This is a genomic window from Clostridium sp. OS1-26 (genome assembly GCF_030915445.1).
In the GTDB taxonomy this organism is placed as follows: Bacteria; Bacillota; Clostridia; order Clostridiales; family Clostridiaceae; genus Clostridium_AM.
Genome location: NZ_CP133264.1, coordinates 5626870 through 5640610, shown reverse-complemented (window position 1 = coordinate 5640610; position 13741 = coordinate 5626870). Strand labels below are relative to the sequence as shown.

At 28.3% G+C, this 13741-nt stretch carries 22 protein-coding genes; 15 read left to right on the top strand and 7 right to left on the bottom strand.

The window, feature by feature from the left end:
• Positions 1–53 precede the first annotated feature (53 nt).
• Together RCG18_RS27735 and corA are read right to left on the bottom strand one after the other, a co-directional pair.
• Positions 54–707, bottom strand: coding sequence for a hypothetical protein (locus tag RCG18_RS27735; RefSeq protein WP_308039194.1), 654 nt, complete (start codon positions 705–707; stop codon positions 54–56).
• A gap of 153 nt (positions 708–860) precedes the next feature.
• Positions 861–1817, bottom strand: a complete 957-nt coding sequence (gene corA, locus RCG18_RS27730; protein WP_308039192.1) for a magnesium/cobalt transporter CorA — start codon at positions 1815–1817, stop codon at positions 861–863.
• 252 nt (positions 1818–2069) lie between these two features.
• On the opposite strand from corA, the gene RCG18_RS27725 reads away from it, so the two are divergent.
• Complete coding sequence (locus RCG18_RS27725; RefSeq protein WP_308039191.1) at positions 2070–2474, top strand: pyridoxamine 5'-phosphate oxidase family protein; 405 nt, start codon at positions 2070–2072, stop codon at positions 2472–2474.
• Between the two features lie 150 nt (positions 2475–2624).
• Here RCG18_RS27725 and RCG18_RS27720 read toward each other — a convergent pair whose 3' ends face one another.
• A complete protein-coding gene (locus RCG18_RS27720; RefSeq protein WP_308039190.1) occupies positions 2625–3047 on the bottom strand; it encodes an Rrf2 family transcriptional regulator in 423 nt (140 codons plus the stop codon).
• A gap of 220 nt (positions 3048–3267) precedes the next feature.
• On the opposite strand from RCG18_RS27720, the gene RCG18_RS27715 reads away from it, so the two are divergent.
• Both RCG18_RS27715 and RCG18_RS27710 read left to right on the top strand, forming a co-directional pair.
• Complete coding sequence (locus tag RCG18_RS27715; RefSeq protein WP_308039189.1) at positions 3268–4035, top strand: SatD family protein; 768 nt, start codon at positions 3268–3270, stop codon at positions 4033–4035.
• 1 nt (position 4036) lies between these two features.
• Positions 4037–4885: a DUF3307 domain-containing protein gene (locus RCG18_RS27710; RefSeq protein WP_308039188.1), complete on the top strand. Its 849-nt coding sequence runs from the start codon at positions 4037–4039 to the stop codon at positions 4883–4885.
• On the opposite strand, the gene RCG18_RS27705 is transcribed toward RCG18_RS27710, so the two are convergent.
• Positions 4859–5257, bottom strand: a complete 399-nt coding sequence (locus RCG18_RS27705; RefSeq protein WP_308039186.1) for a SatD family protein — start codon at positions 5255–5257, stop codon at positions 4859–4861. The two genes, RCG18_RS27710 and RCG18_RS27705, sit on opposite strands and share 27 nt — an antisense overlap.
• A gap of 245 nt (positions 5258–5502) precedes the next feature.
• On the opposite strand from RCG18_RS27705, the gene RCG18_RS27700 reads away from it, so the two are divergent.
• The 8 genes from RCG18_RS27700 to RCG18_RS27670 all read left to right on the top strand — a co-directional run bounded on the left by RCG18_RS27700 (position 5503) and on the right by RCG18_RS27670 (position 10465).
• Positions 5503–6150, top strand: coding sequence for a Crp/Fnr family transcriptional regulator (locus RCG18_RS27700; RefSeq protein WP_308039185.1), 648 nt, complete (start codon positions 5503–5505; stop codon positions 6148–6150).
• Positions 6147–6566: a DMT family transporter gene (locus RCG18_RS27695; protein WP_308039184.1), complete on the top strand. Its 420-nt coding sequence runs from the start codon at positions 6147–6149 to the stop codon at positions 6564–6566. The genes RCG18_RS27700 and RCG18_RS27695 overlap by 4 nt, the downstream gene beginning before the upstream one ends.
• Before the next feature lie 43 nt (positions 6567–6609).
• Positions 6610–7071 (top strand): DMT family transporter, encoded by a 462-nt coding sequence (locus RCG18_RS27690; RefSeq protein ID WP_308039183.1) that lies wholly within the window; start codon positions 6610–6612, stop codon positions 7069–7071.
• 163 nt (positions 7072–7234) lie between these two features.
• Positions 7235–7432: a hypothetical protein gene (locus RCG18_RS27685; RefSeq protein WP_308039182.1), complete on the top strand. Its 198-nt coding sequence runs from the start codon at positions 7235–7237 to the stop codon at positions 7430–7432.
• Between the two features lie 173 nt (positions 7433–7605).
• Positions 7606–8040, top strand: coding sequence for a YhgE/Pip family protein (locus tag RCG18_RS27680; RefSeq protein WP_308039181.1), 435 nt, complete (start codon positions 7606–7608; stop codon positions 8038–8040).
• A 209-nt stretch (positions 8041–8249) separates the two neighbouring features.
• The gene (locus RCG18_RS27675; protein WP_308039180.1) at positions 8250–9800 is read left to right on the top strand and encodes a YhgE/Pip domain-containing protein; all 1551 of its coding nucleotides are present in this window, start codon (positions 8250–8252) and stop codon (positions 9798–9800) included.
• Positions 9801–9964: 164 nt separating this feature from the next.
• Positions 9965–10156, top strand: a complete 192-nt coding sequence (locus tag RCG18_RS29205) for a phage holin family protein (protein WP_374119171.1) — start codon at positions 9965–9967, stop codon at positions 10154–10156.
• A 99-nt stretch (positions 10157–10255) separates the two neighbouring features.
• Complete coding sequence (locus RCG18_RS27670) at positions 10256–10465, top strand: DUF3006 domain-containing protein (protein ID WP_308039179.1); 210 nt, start codon at positions 10256–10258, stop codon at positions 10463–10465.
• 268 nt (positions 10466–10733) lie between these two features.
• On the opposite strand, the gene RCG18_RS27665 is transcribed toward RCG18_RS27670, so the two are convergent.
• The gene (locus RCG18_RS27665; protein ID WP_308039178.1) at positions 10734–11123 is read right to left on the bottom strand and encodes a hypothetical protein; all 390 of its coding nucleotides are present in this window, start codon (positions 11121–11123) and stop codon (positions 10734–10736) included.
• Positions 11124–11139: 16 nt separating this feature from the next.
• Complete coding sequence (locus RCG18_RS27660; RefSeq protein ID WP_308039177.1) at positions 11140–11571, bottom strand: hypothetical protein; 432 nt, start codon at positions 11569–11571, stop codon at positions 11140–11142.
• A gap of 293 nt (positions 11572–11864) precedes the next feature.
• Between RCG18_RS27660 and RCG18_RS27655 the strand changes: the two genes are divergently transcribed.
• Positions 11865–12239, top strand: a complete 375-nt coding sequence (locus tag RCG18_RS27655) for a hypothetical protein (protein WP_308039176.1) — start codon at positions 11865–11867, stop codon at positions 12237–12239.
• Positions 12240–12374: 135 nt separating this feature from the next.
• On the top strand, positions 12375–12773 hold the full coding sequence (locus RCG18_RS27650; RefSeq protein ID WP_308039175.1) for a metal-dependent hydrolase: 399 nt from the start codon (positions 12375–12377) through the stop codon (positions 12771–12773).
• A 61-nt stretch (positions 12774–12834) separates the two neighbouring features.
• Here RCG18_RS27650 and RCG18_RS27645 read toward each other — a convergent pair whose 3' ends face one another.
• Positions 12835–13158 (bottom strand): EthD domain-containing protein, encoded by a 324-nt coding sequence (locus RCG18_RS27645; protein WP_308039174.1) that lies wholly within the window; start codon positions 13156–13158, stop codon positions 12835–12837.
• Between the two features lie 266 nt (positions 13159–13424).
• Between RCG18_RS27645 and RCG18_RS27640 the strand changes: the two genes are divergently transcribed.
• Entirely contained in the window at positions 13425–13586 is a 162-nt protein-coding gene (locus RCG18_RS27640; protein ID WP_308039173.1) for a hypothetical protein, read from the top strand.
• Positions 13586–13720 carry a Tn3 family transposase gene (locus RCG18_RS27635; RefSeq protein WP_308039172.1) on the top strand — a complete coding sequence of 45 codons (135 nt, stop codon included), beginning with the start codon at positions 13586–13588 and terminating at the stop codon, positions 13718–13720. Before RCG18_RS27640 ends, RCG18_RS27635 begins: the two co-directional genes overlap by 1 nt.
• Positions 13721–13741 lie beyond the last annotated feature (21 nt).

Genomic DNA, 13741 nt, shown 5'->3' with positions numbered 1-13741 from the left:
TACTTAAAACAAATAACGGATGTAAATATTTTTAGTTTACATCCGTTATTTGGTTACCAAGCTAAGTTTACTAAAACATTGAGACTATTTTCACCCTTAGCATCAACCTCTATTTTTTCCACTTCATTATTTTTATTAATGTATATATTTAATATAGCTTCATCATGGTCAGAGCACAGGAATTCTTTTATGCACGCACAATGTTCATGATGATCATTTATATGGTGCTTACATGAATTTTGATGTTCATTATTTAAATCCTTGTGCTGTTCTTTAATTTCCTTAATTACTTCCTTTAAGTCAAGAGATAATACTGTTTTTTCATCTTTTCCATCAGCTTTAAGATTATTTAGGATATTAAGTATAAAAGTGATTTTTGAAAGTTTTGCTTTTATACCGCCATGCTCACAGCAATGATTACCAATATCTTGGTGCTTCATATGCATATGCTGATGAAATTTATGATGTTTGCAGTCCTTAATGTTAAACTCTGTATTGCTTTGATGTTTTGCTTTTTTGCCTTCTAAATCAAATTCACTGCTTATTTCAGCCTTTGTTTCTCCAGTGGCAACATTAATATTAAATTTGTTAGAGAATGATAACACCTTTGACTCACCCTTAGCTGCGTCTACACTAATTGTTCCATTAAATAGTTCTTTGTCCTTCATAGTTTTGAATACATCATATAAAAGTTTAATCTTGTTCATTAGAATGACCTCCTTATATTAATAAGAAACGTTTGATTACGTATTCTTATTTGTTATGAGTTCATTATAAAGACAGAGATTAAAAATCATTTAAAGTAATTTTAAAAATTCTATAAAGAATTGTAAAATAAATTTAAAATGTTTGATATTGATTTAATCAATATCAAACCAGCCTTTTCTTTTAAACCATGTAAACATGAAAAATCCAATAAGCAGCATAATCCCTAGCACTATAAAATAGCCATATTTGAGATCTAACTCAGGCATATATTTAAAGTTCATTCCATAAACACCAACTATAAATGTAAGAGGAATAAATATTGTAGTAACTACAGTTAGAAGCATCATTATTTTATTCATCTTATGAGAATTTACTGAAAGATAACTGTCTCTAAGTTCCGATGTTAAGGCTAAACTTGATTCAATCATTTCTGTAAGTCTTAAAAGGTGATCATATACATCGGAAAAATATATATGTTTTTCTTTGATATCTTTTAAATGATCAGAACTTAAAACTCTATATGCTAGATCGCGCATTTGAGTAATTATTCTTCTTAACCTTAGAAGATCTGAACGAACTTCAAAAGTTCTATCTAAAAGTTTTCTTAAGGATGCCCCATTTACGTTATCATCAATCACATCTATTTGATCTTCAAGTCTATATACAGCTGGAAAGTAGTGATCAACTAGCTTATCAAGTATTTGATAAAAAACATATATGCTGCCATCACCCCAGGAGTTTTCCGTATTATTAATTTTTAATTTTACTTCTTCAATTTCTTCAAGATGAGTTTTATGATAGGATACTATAAAATTATTTCCTACGAATAGATCTACTTCACTAGGAGTTAGTCCATTATTATTTAATGCGTGAAGAACAAAAAAATTATAATTATCATAAAAATCAAGTTTTGGTCTTTGGAGAAAATGGAGACAATCCTCTATTGCTAAATGATGAAAGTGAAAATGAGTATCTAGTAAAGCAGACTCACTTTCGTCAGAAGAATCGAAATCTACCCAGTACCACTTTATATTTGTTCCATCAAGTTCATTGAGAGGCAAATCCTTTTTTAATTGCATATCCCTCGTAATAGCTAATGTATGAATCATATATATCCTCCAAGTTGTTTTTAATTATTAAATAACATATAGATATTACTATTGCTAAATAATAATGTCAATCTTCGTTATAGTACAAGAGTCTTTGTAATACTCTTTATATATAGAGAAACTAACACTTGACAAATATTTTTGTTGAAACTATAATGGTTACAACAAGAAAGAAATTGAATTAAAAAATTTTTTATGAAAATAATATACAATAAACTTTCTTGGTAATATAAAGTTTTGGAGGTACAGAATATGACTATTGAACAAGTTAAAGAGATTTTAGCTGATGGCACAGCAGGATATTTTGCAACAACGAATGGAGAACAACTTGAGGTTAGAGGATGGCAGTTTCAGTTTGCAAAAGGAAACAGATTTTATTTTGGTACAGCAAATACAAAAGATGTTTATAAGCAAATGCAGGCTAATCCGCAAGTAGCATTTGTGTGTGCCAGCAATGAATATAACGTTAGAATTTCAGGTAAGGCGATTTTTGTGACTGATAATGAGCAAAAAGAAGAAGCTTTTGCTAAATTTTCACCTGTAGTTCAGGGCATGTATAAAAGTGCATCTAATCCGGTTTTTGAAATTTTTTATATAGAAAGCGGAGAAATTAAGATTAGTAAGGGATTTGAACCTTTTGAAATAATAAAATTCTAATATTTTGTGGATTTTAATATAAAAGTTGTCAGTAACAGCAAATTATTATACAAATACAGAAGCATAATATAAGGTAAATGTACTAGATATTCTTACCTTTATGTTATGCTTTTGTATTTATTTAATTTCACAGTTTTCTCATTATAAAGCTTACGGAATTTCATTTATTCCATCTATTATATTTTGTATAGTTACCTTTTCTAGCTCATTTTCCATTGCATTTTGAGCATTTCTAAAGGAAGCACCTAATATAGATTCAATATTAGCACCAACCTTACATTTTATGTTACCTTTATGGAAATTAAAAAGCCTGTTATCTTCAGTAACTTCAACTGCATTGTATACATCAAGTAGTGTTATTTCAGAAGGAGCTTTCTGAAGGAATGTTCCGCCGGTACCTGCTTGAACATTGACAAGGTCTGATTTTTTTAAAAATCCTATAATTCTGCGAATTAGAACAGGGTTAGTATTTACACTTGAAGCAATAAATTCTGATGTACAATTTTTATCTGTAATTGCTGATAAAATTAAAATATGTACAGCAATTGAAAAACGACTGCTTAATTTTTTCATTTATTCTCACCTCTTAATGTAATCATAATAGTTATAACATGGATTATTGTCAAGCTAAAATGTTAAAATACATAATAGAGGTTATGATAGTTACTAATAAGGTTTTACTTTAAAGGTTTAATAAGCATAAAAAATGGTAAATATATAAATTAATTGGTTTATGATATAATTTTAATTATAAAAATCAATTTAGATGAAAATATTTTAAGGTGATGATAAAATGGATTTATTTAGTGTTATAAACATAGATATAGCTGGGTCAAGAAAATTAAAAAATAGGCAAGTTATACAAGAGGATTTAAAGTTTTACATACAAAAGTTAAATATTGAATTCAAAGACATATTGGCAGCTCCAATATCAATTACTCTAGGAGATGAGTGGCAAATTGTTTTAAAGAATCCCAATAAAAGTTATTATGTTATAAATATATTTCAAAAATTTTTAAAAAAGAAAAACATAAATATATATGCAGGAGTTGGTATAGGAGAGATTAGTACTAATATATATGAGGATACAGCATCAATGGATGGTGAATGCTTTATTAAAGCAAGAGAAGCATTAAATATAGTAAAAAATAAAAATAGATATTATAACAAAAAAATGAATAGCAAAAATAATAATATATATTTCAATGCTGAAGGAGTTTCTTTTATAAATGAGTTTATGAAGAAAGCCCTTATATTTAGTGAGATAGCACTTACTACTAGTGAAGAAAAAGGATATGATTTGTCTATAAATAAAATTATCAATACTCTAATTGAAAATAATGAGATTCTAAAACATAAAATAACGAATAAACAATTAGAAATAATAGAATTATATGAAGAATTAGGATCATATAATAATATAATTAAACAAGTACCAGATATCTCTAAAGCGGATATTAGTCAAAAGCTAAATGCTTCTAATTATTTTGTAATTAATAATAATAATTTTATTATAGAATGTCTAATAGATTCCTATTGCAAAATAAGAAAGGATATATAAAATGAATTTAAGTATTCTTTTATTACTTATTATAAGTCATTTAATTTGTGATTTCATTTTTCAAGGTCAATATATCTTAAATATGAGATTTAGTAAAAATTTTAAAGATAGCTTAATCGGAAATGTAATACATGGGCTTACTCATTTTTGTACAATGTTTCTTATTTTAATTATATATATTAGTCTATATAAATCTTCAACACTTAATTATATATATTATTTTGAAATTTTGTTTTGTATAGCCTTTTTACACTCTATAATTGATGAAATAAAGACTTTTACAGTTAAATTAAAACCTTCTTTTGAAAATAGTATTTTTATATTTATAACAGATCAGTTAATACATATTTCAATAATAGTTATGATTACATCTAATTTAAATATCAGCAGTATTTCAAATCTATTAATTAGTATTATTAACAATTATCCTTACAATATTAGAATGATAGATAGATGGCTTATAGTAGGTATCATTTTTTTATCATGCACTTGGGGGACTGGGGTATTCATACGTAAGTATATCCAAGCTATAAATTTAAAAGTATATAGAAAGCTTATAGATAAAAAAATTGTAATAGTTAAAAGTGTTAAAGAAACAGATATAGGAAGTCCAAATGGTGGATTTACGATAGGAATATTAGAGCGAATTTTTATACTTTTAGTAATGGCTATTGGACAACCCTCTATGGTAGGTTTTGTACTTACTGCAAAATCAATTGCAAGATTTAAAAAAATGGATGACAGCAACTTTGCTGAATATTTTATTATAGGTACTTTTATAAGTTTTATTTTAGCAATTTCAGGAGGTATAATAATAAAAACACTACAGGTTATTCCAGTTATCAAATAAAATAACTAAGGGTAAATTATTTCTTTTAGCATATTTTAAGGCCTCCCTTGCTCTGTAGAAAGAAGGTCCATCCAGCTGATTTACAGTTAACTCAAAATTATGGATGCATATATCTCCAATACCTATTCCAGTATAAAATTGTATACCCGGGATAAAACTTTTGAAAAAATCTATCAGTTTCTTATAATCACAAGGATATTTTAAAAGTCCTTGCCATTCATCGCCTGTAGTTATTAAAAATGGAGATACAATGATATTTTCAAATTCTATATTAGATTTTTTAAGCATATCAATGATTTTATATTGTACTTCTTCTCTGTTTTTTAGTTTTCTAGAAGATTTAAGATCACAAATTAAGGTACAATACAACATAAATACCTCCTATTAAAAAAGTAAAGGTTATATACTTAACTATGGTGAAGTTAAGTTTTAAGTCTTTACTTTTGTTTTGAGAAAATATTGAAATAGAGTTAATTCATTAATTATAATATGAGTATTTTATAGAGTTGTGATTAATATGAAAGCATAATTCGCTGAAATACAAAAATACTATCTTAGGACAAATGTCCTTTAACTGTTTTAACTTATAATGTAGTATCTATTACAGGAGGGATAAGATGAGAAAAAACATTTTAGATATAATTGAAAATTGTCCAAGTGAAATAAAGAAAAAGTTTATTGTTAAAAACTTTAAAAAAGGAGAAAAAATAGTGAAACAAGGCTTTGAAGCTAGACATTTTCATATATTGCTAAAAGGAACTAATAAAATATATAGAACCTCTATATTAGGAACAAATTATTTACAACTTATTATTGGACCGGAAGAGATTTACGGGGAGCTCGAATTATCAAACAATAAGACATATATCTGTACAGTTGAGGCTCTATCAGATTGTGAAGTGTTAATGGTTCCTAGAAAAACATATGTAAAATGGCTAGAAATAGACACAAGCTTTTCAATGTTTATTATAACTAAACTTAGCAGTAAACTTTATTCAAAAATAGAAAAGTCATCTAATGATGTGTTTTATAATCTTGAGTATAAATTTGTACGGTTGGCCTTAAATCTATATAGTAAAAATAAATCTGATAGTATACTTATATCAAAAGAATTAATATCAGAAGATTTGGCTGCATCAATCAGAAGTATTAATAGGATAATTAATAAATTGAAGCGAGAAAATATTTTAGAATATCAAGATGGAAAAATTATAATTATTGATTTGGAAAAACTAAAAAATCAGGAGGTGAGGTTACTACAATGAATGTGATTTTAGCAATAACAGCAGGAATTTTTTTATCTATAATGATAACATTGAATGGATTATTGAGTAATTATTTGAATGTATTTGAGATTAGCTTTATTGTTCATATTATTGGAGTAATTTTGTTAGTTATATATATAAAACTAGTTAAAAAACAGTCTATAGAATTTGGAAAAGAATCTTTTCTACTATATTCCGCTGGTATATTAGGGGTTATTTTAGTTTCAGCAAATAGCCTTAGTTTTAAACTAGTAGGAGCTACGTTAACGATAGCACTATCATTATTAGGACAAATAGTAATTTCAGCATTAGTAGATCACTTTGGATTCTTTGGAGTAAAAAAAGTTAAATTCAAAGTACAGAGATTGCCAGTTTTTATGATTATCTTTATAGGTTTATATTTAATAATAAAATAAAAATTAGATTACATGAGCTTTTAATAAGAATAGAGGTGGATACATGGTAGTTGGATTAGTGTTAGCACTTGTAAGTGGATTTATAGCAGTAATTTCTAAGATGATTAACTTTAAATTATCAGAACGGATAGGATTACTTAATGGAACTTTAGTAAATTATGTTGTGGCATCAGTTATTTCAATACTAGTTGTCCTTGTAATAAGGAGTAATAATATCTTTAGCTTAAGTATTATAAAGTCAGTTCCGACATGGGTATATTTAGGTGGAGTTTTTGGATTGGCAGCATTAGTGTTGACAATTATTTCGCTGCCAAAGATTCCGGTGACGTACTCAACAATTTTAATTTTAATCGGTCAATTAGCTACTGGCTTTATAATAGATATAATAATTAGTGGGAATTTTTCATATGTTAAGCTTTTTGGTGTTGTTTTGGTAACTATGGGTATTTGTATAGACAAAATATTTTTGAATTATTTAGAGAAAAAGAAGGTGAAAGTATCTTAGTTTAAATAGGCTTTATCTCTTAAGTAATTTTTCATTTGCTATGTTTAGAATAGAGTTCAGTTACGAGTATATTATATGTATAATGAAACATTTTAAGTAAATAATAGGTTTTGGAATTATATATGCTCAGGGAGATTATTACAGCAAATTATGAGGTGAAAGTATGCAGCCTATATTGCTAAAAAATTGTACGTTAATAAATTTCGAAAATTACAGTATATTGAAAAAAGATATTTTGTTGAAGAATGGGAAAATAGAACAGATAGCTGATAATATAAACTTTGAATCAGATAAATTAAGAGTTATTGATGTTAAAGAACATTATGCACTACCTGGATTTATAGACTGTCATACGCTATAAAGAGCTTAGATATAGTAGAATATTACTATTCTAAGCTTTTTTATTCTATAATTATTTAATAGGTGATTTTAAAATAAACTTGCGCCGCTATGATGATTTAGTATAATTATGATAAAATAGTAAATAACATTAGTGAATATTTTACAACGTTCAGCGAAACGGGGGCGAGATTTATGAAAAATGTCTTTCAGAATTTAAAAAAAGATATGAAAAGTATTTTTAAAATTTATAAAAGAGATATAAGAAACATATATACAAACTATGTAGCGCTGATAATAATATTAGCCCTAACTATTTTGCCATCACTTTACGCATGGTTTAACATCAAAGCTTCATGGGATCCCTACGGAAATACTAAAAATCTTTCAGTAGCAGTAGTTAACTTAGATGAAGGTTCAGAATTTAGGAATGTTAAAATTAATGTAGGAAATGATGTGGTAAAAAAGTTAAAGGATAACCAAAACATAGGTTGGAAATTTGTCAGTCAAAGCGAGGCTCAAAATGGGGTAAAGACAGGCAAATATTATGCTAGTATCACAATCACTAAGGATTTCTCGGAAAATCTTCTTTCTATTGCAAAGAAAGATACACCAAAAAAGCAGAACTAATTTATGCTGTTAACGAAAAGATAAATGCTATAGCTCCTAAAATTACTCAAAAAGGAATAACTGGCCTTCAAGAGGAAATAACAAAATCATTTATTCAAACCTGTAGTGATACAGTTCTCTCTTATATTAACCAATTTGGAGTTGACTTAGAACACATTAAACCACAGCTTCAGGGAATTATTGATGTTATCCTTGATATAGATAATAAGATGCCTGATGTTGGCAGAGATATAGACAATGCCTATGCAGGCTCTTTAGTACTTCAGCAATATGTACAAAATGTACAAAAAAATGTACCTGTTATATCTGACACACTGAACAAAACAACAGATATTGCTAAAACAAGTAATGAAGTAATAGGAAAAGCAACGAATTCATTGCAGACTATATCACCAGTTATAAAAGCAGATTTAGCACTTATAAAAAGCTCAACGGATACAGCTAAGACTCTTTTAAATGGCGCTAAGTCCTTTGAAGCATCTGACAGTGGTAAGATTAGAGAGGTTTTGGCTACAGTTAGCAGTAGGTATAGCGATGGAATAGAAAGACTTAGTCGTGGTATAAATTTGCTTCAATCCATTAATAAAACTTTAAATAATAATATTATAGCAAACTTTATTGGTCAGCTTCAGAGTACTAAAAATCAGATGGCAAACCAAAAAGCTTATGTTGATTCTATGATTAGTAGTATAGATTATGGAAAACAAGTTTTACCTGAAAATATAGATGCTGCAATAGACGGAGCTAATAAAGTTTCAGATTTAACAGGTAGTATGATTAGCAATTTTGATTCAGTAACAGCTCCAGCAATTGAAAATACAATGAAAAATTTTGCAGGAATTTCAAATGATACATTACAACTTTTACAAAATGCTCAGCAGAACATTCCATTAGTTGATAGTTTACTCCAAGGAGTCAAAACTGGAACTGATATAGGAGTAAAAGGATTAAAGGAAGTTAAGGATAAATTCCCTACAGTTCAAAATGATATACACTCGAATGCTGAGAAGTTAAGAAGTTTAAGTGGTGATAAAAAATTTGATGAGATTGTAAGGATACTAAAAAGGGATGCAAAAGCAGAAAGCGATTTTCTATCAGATCCAGTGGAGATAAAACAGGACAGAATTTTTCCAATACCAAACTATGGTTCAGCTATGGCGCCTTTTTATACTATACTTGCTCTTTGGGTAGGAGCTTTTATACTACTTTCATTGCTATCAGTAGAAGTTAAAAGCTTTGATGATGGATTGGAAATAAAGGCAGGAGATCAATTTTTTGGGAGATATCTTACTTTTGTAACTATTGGAATTATGCAGGCTTTTGTAGTAACAATGGGTAACTTATTTCTCTTAAAAACTTATGTTTCAGCTCCTTTTATATATGTGCTGTACGGAATATATGTAAGTATTATATTTAGTATGATTATATACACTTTAGTATCTGTTTTTGGAAATGTAGGAAAGGCCTTAGTGATGATAGGGTTGGTACTGCAGGTTTCAGCCTCAGGAGGTACATTTCCAATAGAATTGACACCATCCTTTTTCAGATATATAAATCCTCTATTACCTTTTACCTATGCTATAGGAGGAATGAGAGAGGCAGTTGGAGGTATTTTAAGAAATGTACTAATCCACAATATGACTATTTTATTCTTATATTTTATTGCATCGATATTGATTGGAATTTTCTTGAAAGAAAAGATAAATAAGATAGGTAAAAAATTTGTTCATCAATTTAAGGAAAGTGGATTAGTTGAGTAAAACTATAGAGTTTCAATATTAAAACGTTTATTATGATTATAAACTCTTGATTTATCAAGGGTTTATTTTTATTATAAGCACCTACAACCAACTTGACTTAAATGAAAAGAAAAAAACTTCTAACTGTGCTTATACCAAAAAATTATAATTTATAAGGGTTTAAAATTAGTTTAACCTATCTATTTAGTAGATGGGACACATGCTTAGTAGTTTTAGTAATATTTATGGCCTTAGATTATGTCACAAGATTTATAAGTGCATGGATAAAAAATAGAATAAACAGCAAAACTTTCATTTTACAACAGTCACTTGTTAGCTTACAAAATAAGAATCATAGTAATAAAGCTTATCTCTAGATTAATATGTGTATTGATTTTGTAAGAGTTTTGTAAGATAGATGTTATAAGATATAAATATGATAAAATATTGAATAATAGGTTTTAGGAGAAATACTAATGAAAGCTACAATAATAAGGTTTGAAGAAATATATGCTATTTGCAGGAAAGAAGATTTTGGCATAGTAGACATAAAAAGAATTAATATTCCTATAGAAGCAAAAGAAGGAGACATATTAAATATAAAAGATGATATTATTACTATAGAAAAGAATAGTGACAGAGAAAAAGACGGTTTTCAAAGGGATATAATCGTAGACATTTGGTAGGAGAAAAATAAGCCGGTATTAAGCCAGCTACATGGTTTTTGTATAGAAACTGTTATTTTGATATGAGAACATATATTAAATTATAACTACTTTAATGTAGGTTAAGCAATGTTATATAAATTTTATAATAATTATCCTATAACTGTATAAACTATAAATACCCTCTATTTTAGATTGTTAATTTTATTACAGCAATAAATAGTCCTACATTCTTTTAATCAAGAGTGTAGGACTTGTTAGTTTTACGATATAAGAAAAGCATGCACTATTAGAACCTTGCTTTGCTACAATAAACATAGATTTGAGGATTTGTTTCGATATAAAACTTTTCTATTACATCATCGTTAGGAAAAAGAATATGCAAAATTTCTTTATTATGCAACTTTTCTATCCTCATTCCTTCTACATTTTCAAGGTTAAATTGCATTATTTTTCTATCTCCAGTAAGTACCCAAATATCAGTAATACCATTGGCTGGTGAAAATGTTATATCCAAAGTTTCTCTGTTTCTTGTGAGTTTAAAATTAATTGTACTGTAAAACCATGGTATATCTTTTTCTTCTCCATAAACATATAAAGGCTCCATCTCAAAAAGTGCTATAAGTTCCCATAACTCAGGTATTTCTTTCACTGAATCACCATCCTTTTGCTTCTCCATATAAGAAGAATGCGTATTATTGTTTATGCTTACTGTTCCAGTACGACTTACAAATTTCAACTAACTTATTAAGCAGGACTTCTTGATTATTTTCATCAAAAATAATTATATCATCTGTGACAATAACTAAGTCTCCCCCGCAATTTTCATCATCAAAACACTTTGCCTCTATGTAATTGCCCTTAACTTCTGCATACAAAACCTCTAAATCTAATGCTCCTAAAGTACTTAAATTATCTATAATCCTATGTTCTTCACCCCACACATGATATTCAAGTTTGGTACAATTTTTCAATTTACCTTTAAATAGTGAAAACATTGGGTTTATTAATTCTGCTAAATACTCTATTTCAATTATAAATTCAACATCACTTTGATTTTTTATAAACTTTGTAAAACTACCATCATGAAAGATAGAGAATATGTCTGCTTGATTTTCTAAAACCATGATTATCCTCCCCCTCCATCTTGTATGAATTTGATTTTAGAACATAATAATTTACGAATATGACTTTACGTATTAATACAATTATATAGTTTTTACCAATACAAATAAAGGAATTTTATTATAGCATAAGAGCCCGTATCTTTTTAGGATACGGGCTCTTTGTTAAAAATCTTTTTCTCGTACACTTCTTATATGTCTAATAAAAAAATGATGCTAGTGCTGTTATGTATATAAACAGTAATATAATTGCACTTCCAAAACCGTAATACACTAGTTCTATTAATTCTAATTTCATGATTTTACCTCCAAGAAGAAAACTACTACCTATATTCTTAACAAGAGAAGGAAATTGTAAACACTTAAAGAATATAGTATATAGAGATGGTTATCTTAGGGTGAAGAATAATCTAAAAGTCATGCGAAGAGAATATAAAATAAAAAATAATAAAGTTGATTGTATATTTATCTTAAAAACGGGCAAAATAATAATATTAGAAGTTGATATATATAACCGCACAAAAGAAACTAAGATAAAAGACGTAATGGAGACACTGGCAGAAACTAAAGCAGCAATAGAATTTTGGATTGTCTGCAAGTGCAAGAGGCGTGAGCAGGTGCGAGGAATAAAATATATAGAAATTAAAAATATAAAAGATATTAAGTTATAAATAGATAGTACTATAGTATCACAATTTAAATCAATGATATAAAGTAAGTAAAATCAATAGCTTAAGAAACATTAGGGTATCCAGTGAATTGGATACCTTTTTTGATATGTTTTTAGATAGAGGTGATAAAAATTTATGATGAAAAGAACTCATATTTTTGCTGGAGCTACAGCAACATTACCTTTTATAAATGCAACTAACATTCTGTTTTTTCCTATAGTTTTAGCAGAATCATTTGTAGCAGGTTGGGATTATAAAATAGGTTTAAAGCATAGAGGGATTACTCATACTGCACTAGCATTGTTAATAACATCAAGCCTATTCAGCATATATAGTCTACAATTAGGGTTGCTATGGGGACTTAATTATGGTACGCATTTACTATTGGATAGCTTAACTGTTACAGGTGTACCTTTGCTATATCCAATTAAAAGTAAGTATTATAGCTTCAAGTTATTTAAAACAAGAAGTTCAGAAGATATGTTTATTTGTCTAATTTGTATCTATCTAATATCCTACTTATTTTTATACTAATAAAGCAATATAAAAAGGCACTCTATAAAAGGAGTGCTTTTCTATTTCAATATCCCCCAAATTACTTATCCGTCTTATGTTCTTCAATAAAATGTGGTTTTGTTTTTGCCCTATCAAGAAATCTTGTTTCATCTTCAATTACCCCAGTATCTGGTGCATACATTTTAGCTACCCAAGCTTCATAAGCCTCTCGATCCTGAAAAGACATTTCGGTTATTACATCAAAATCTTCTTCTGTACCCCCAATAATATAGTTTCTTTTATATCCATCCGGAACAGGAGCAATACTTGCAATTAAAGGTACGTGATTATTCTCGTAATAATCAATAAATTCTTTTGTATTCAACCCTTCTTTTTTCGTAAGAAAAGACATCACTTTAAACATTTTTAGTTCCTCCCCAATTTTAATTTCAATCGATTCACTATTATTGTCTCGATTTGCTATACTCAATATAGCATAAAAAAGATACAAAATAAACGAAATTAACAATTTTGTATAATTTCATATACGTTACCACTACCGCATTCAATTTGGTCTGCTGGTTGAACAATCACGGCACTTCGGCCTGCTACGTAGAAGTCAACACCAGCCGTCACCTAGCCCACATTATCCATCTGTTTCAGCCTGAACAAAGTGGCAATGCCTATGTCATGGAGGGTAGCGATTTTTATTTCACAAGGGAGTTGAATCAGGATTATAACTTCATCATCCTGGATTGCGGCGTTCTGGATGAGCGGCATATCCAAGACGATTTTGCCGCGGGAGACATTCGTTTGCTTGTTGGGTCTGCAATGCTCTATGAATTGGGGTAATGGGAGCATTAGGTCTTATTGTTAATGCTATAGTTGTATGGAATACACGTTATATGGAAGCAGCCATTGATTCATTACAAGAAACCAGCCACGATATAAGTAACGTTGACATACAAAAACTATCACCATATTGACTACAAACAAGTGTTCGTATA

What these genes read in the sequence shown, in the direction of transcription:
- RCG18_RS27735 (WP_308039194.1), bottom strand. Translation starts at nt 707, where the DNA reads ATGAACAAGATTAAACTTTTATATGATGTATTCAAAACTATGAAGGAC.
- corA (WP_308039192.1), bottom strand. Translation starts at nt 1,817, where the DNA reads ATGATTCATACATTAGCTATTACGAGGGATATGCAATTAAAAAAGGAT.
- RCG18_RS27725 (WP_308039191.1), top strand. Translation starts at nt 2,070, where the DNA reads ATGACTATTGAACAAGTTAAAGAGATTTTAGCTGATGGCACAGCAGGA.
- RCG18_RS27720 (WP_308039190.1), bottom strand. Translation starts at nt 3,047, where the DNA reads ATGAAAAAATTAAGCAGTCGTTTTTCAATTGCTGTACATATTTTAATT.
- RCG18_RS27715 (WP_308039189.1), top strand. Translation starts at nt 3,268, where the DNA reads ATGGATTTATTTAGTGTTATAAACATAGATATAGCTGGGTCAAGAAAA.
- RCG18_RS27710 (WP_308039188.1), top strand. Translation starts at nt 4,037, where the DNA reads ATGAATTTAAGTATTCTTTTATTACTTATTATAAGTCATTTAATTTGT.
- RCG18_RS27705 (WP_308039186.1), bottom strand. Translation starts at nt 5,257, where the DNA reads ATGTTGTATTGTACCTTAATTTGTGATCTTAAATCTTCTAGAAAACTA.
- RCG18_RS27700 (WP_308039185.1), top strand. Translation starts at nt 5,503, where the DNA reads ATGAGAAAAAACATTTTAGATATAATTGAAAATTGTCCAAGTGAAATA.
- RCG18_RS27695 (WP_308039184.1), top strand. Translation starts at nt 6,147, where the DNA reads ATGAATGTGATTTTAGCAATAACAGCAGGAATTTTTTTATCTATAATG.
- RCG18_RS27690 (WP_308039183.1), top strand. Translation starts at nt 6,610, where the DNA reads ATGGTAGTTGGATTAGTGTTAGCACTTGTAAGTGGATTTATAGCAGTA.
- RCG18_RS27685 (WP_308039182.1), top strand. Translation starts at nt 7,235, where the DNA reads ATGCAGCCTATATTGCTAAAAAATTGTACGTTAATAAATTTCGAAAAT.
- RCG18_RS27680 (WP_308039181.1), top strand. Translation starts at nt 7,606, where the DNA reads ATGAAAAATGTCTTTCAGAATTTAAAAAAAGATATGAAAAGTATTTTT.
- RCG18_RS27675 (WP_308039180.1), top strand. Translation starts at nt 8,250, where the DNA reads ATGCCTGATGTTGGCAGAGATATAGACAATGCCTATGCAGGCTCTTTA.
- RCG18_RS27670 (WP_308039179.1), top strand. Translation starts at nt 10,256, where the DNA reads ATGAAAGCTACAATAATAAGGTTTGAAGAAATATATGCTATTTGCAGG.
- RCG18_RS27665 (WP_308039178.1), bottom strand. Translation starts at nt 11,123, where the DNA reads ATGGAGAAGCAAAAGGATGGTGATTCAGTGAAAGAAATACCTGAGTTA.
- RCG18_RS27660 (WP_308039177.1), bottom strand. Translation starts at nt 11,571, where the DNA reads ATGGTTTTAGAAAATCAAGCAGACATATTCTCTATCTTTCATGATGGT.
- RCG18_RS27655 (WP_308039176.1), top strand. Translation starts at nt 11,865, where the DNA reads ATGATTTTACCTCCAAGAAGAAAACTACTACCTATATTCTTAACAAGA.
- RCG18_RS27650 (WP_308039175.1), top strand. Translation starts at nt 12,375, where the DNA reads ATGATGAAAAGAACTCATATTTTTGCTGGAGCTACAGCAACATTACCT.
- RCG18_RS27645 (WP_308039174.1), bottom strand. Translation starts at nt 13,158, where the DNA reads ATGTTTAAAGTGATGTCTTTTCTTACGAAAAAAGAAGGGTTGAATACA.
- RCG18_RS27640 (WP_308039173.1), top strand. Translation starts at nt 13,425, where the DNA reads ATGGAGGGTAGCGATTTTTATTTCACAAGGGAGTTGAATCAGGATTAT.
- RCG18_RS27635 (WP_308039172.1), top strand. Translation starts at nt 13,586, where the DNA reads ATGGGAGCATTAGGTCTTATTGTTAATGCTATAGTTGTATGGAATACA.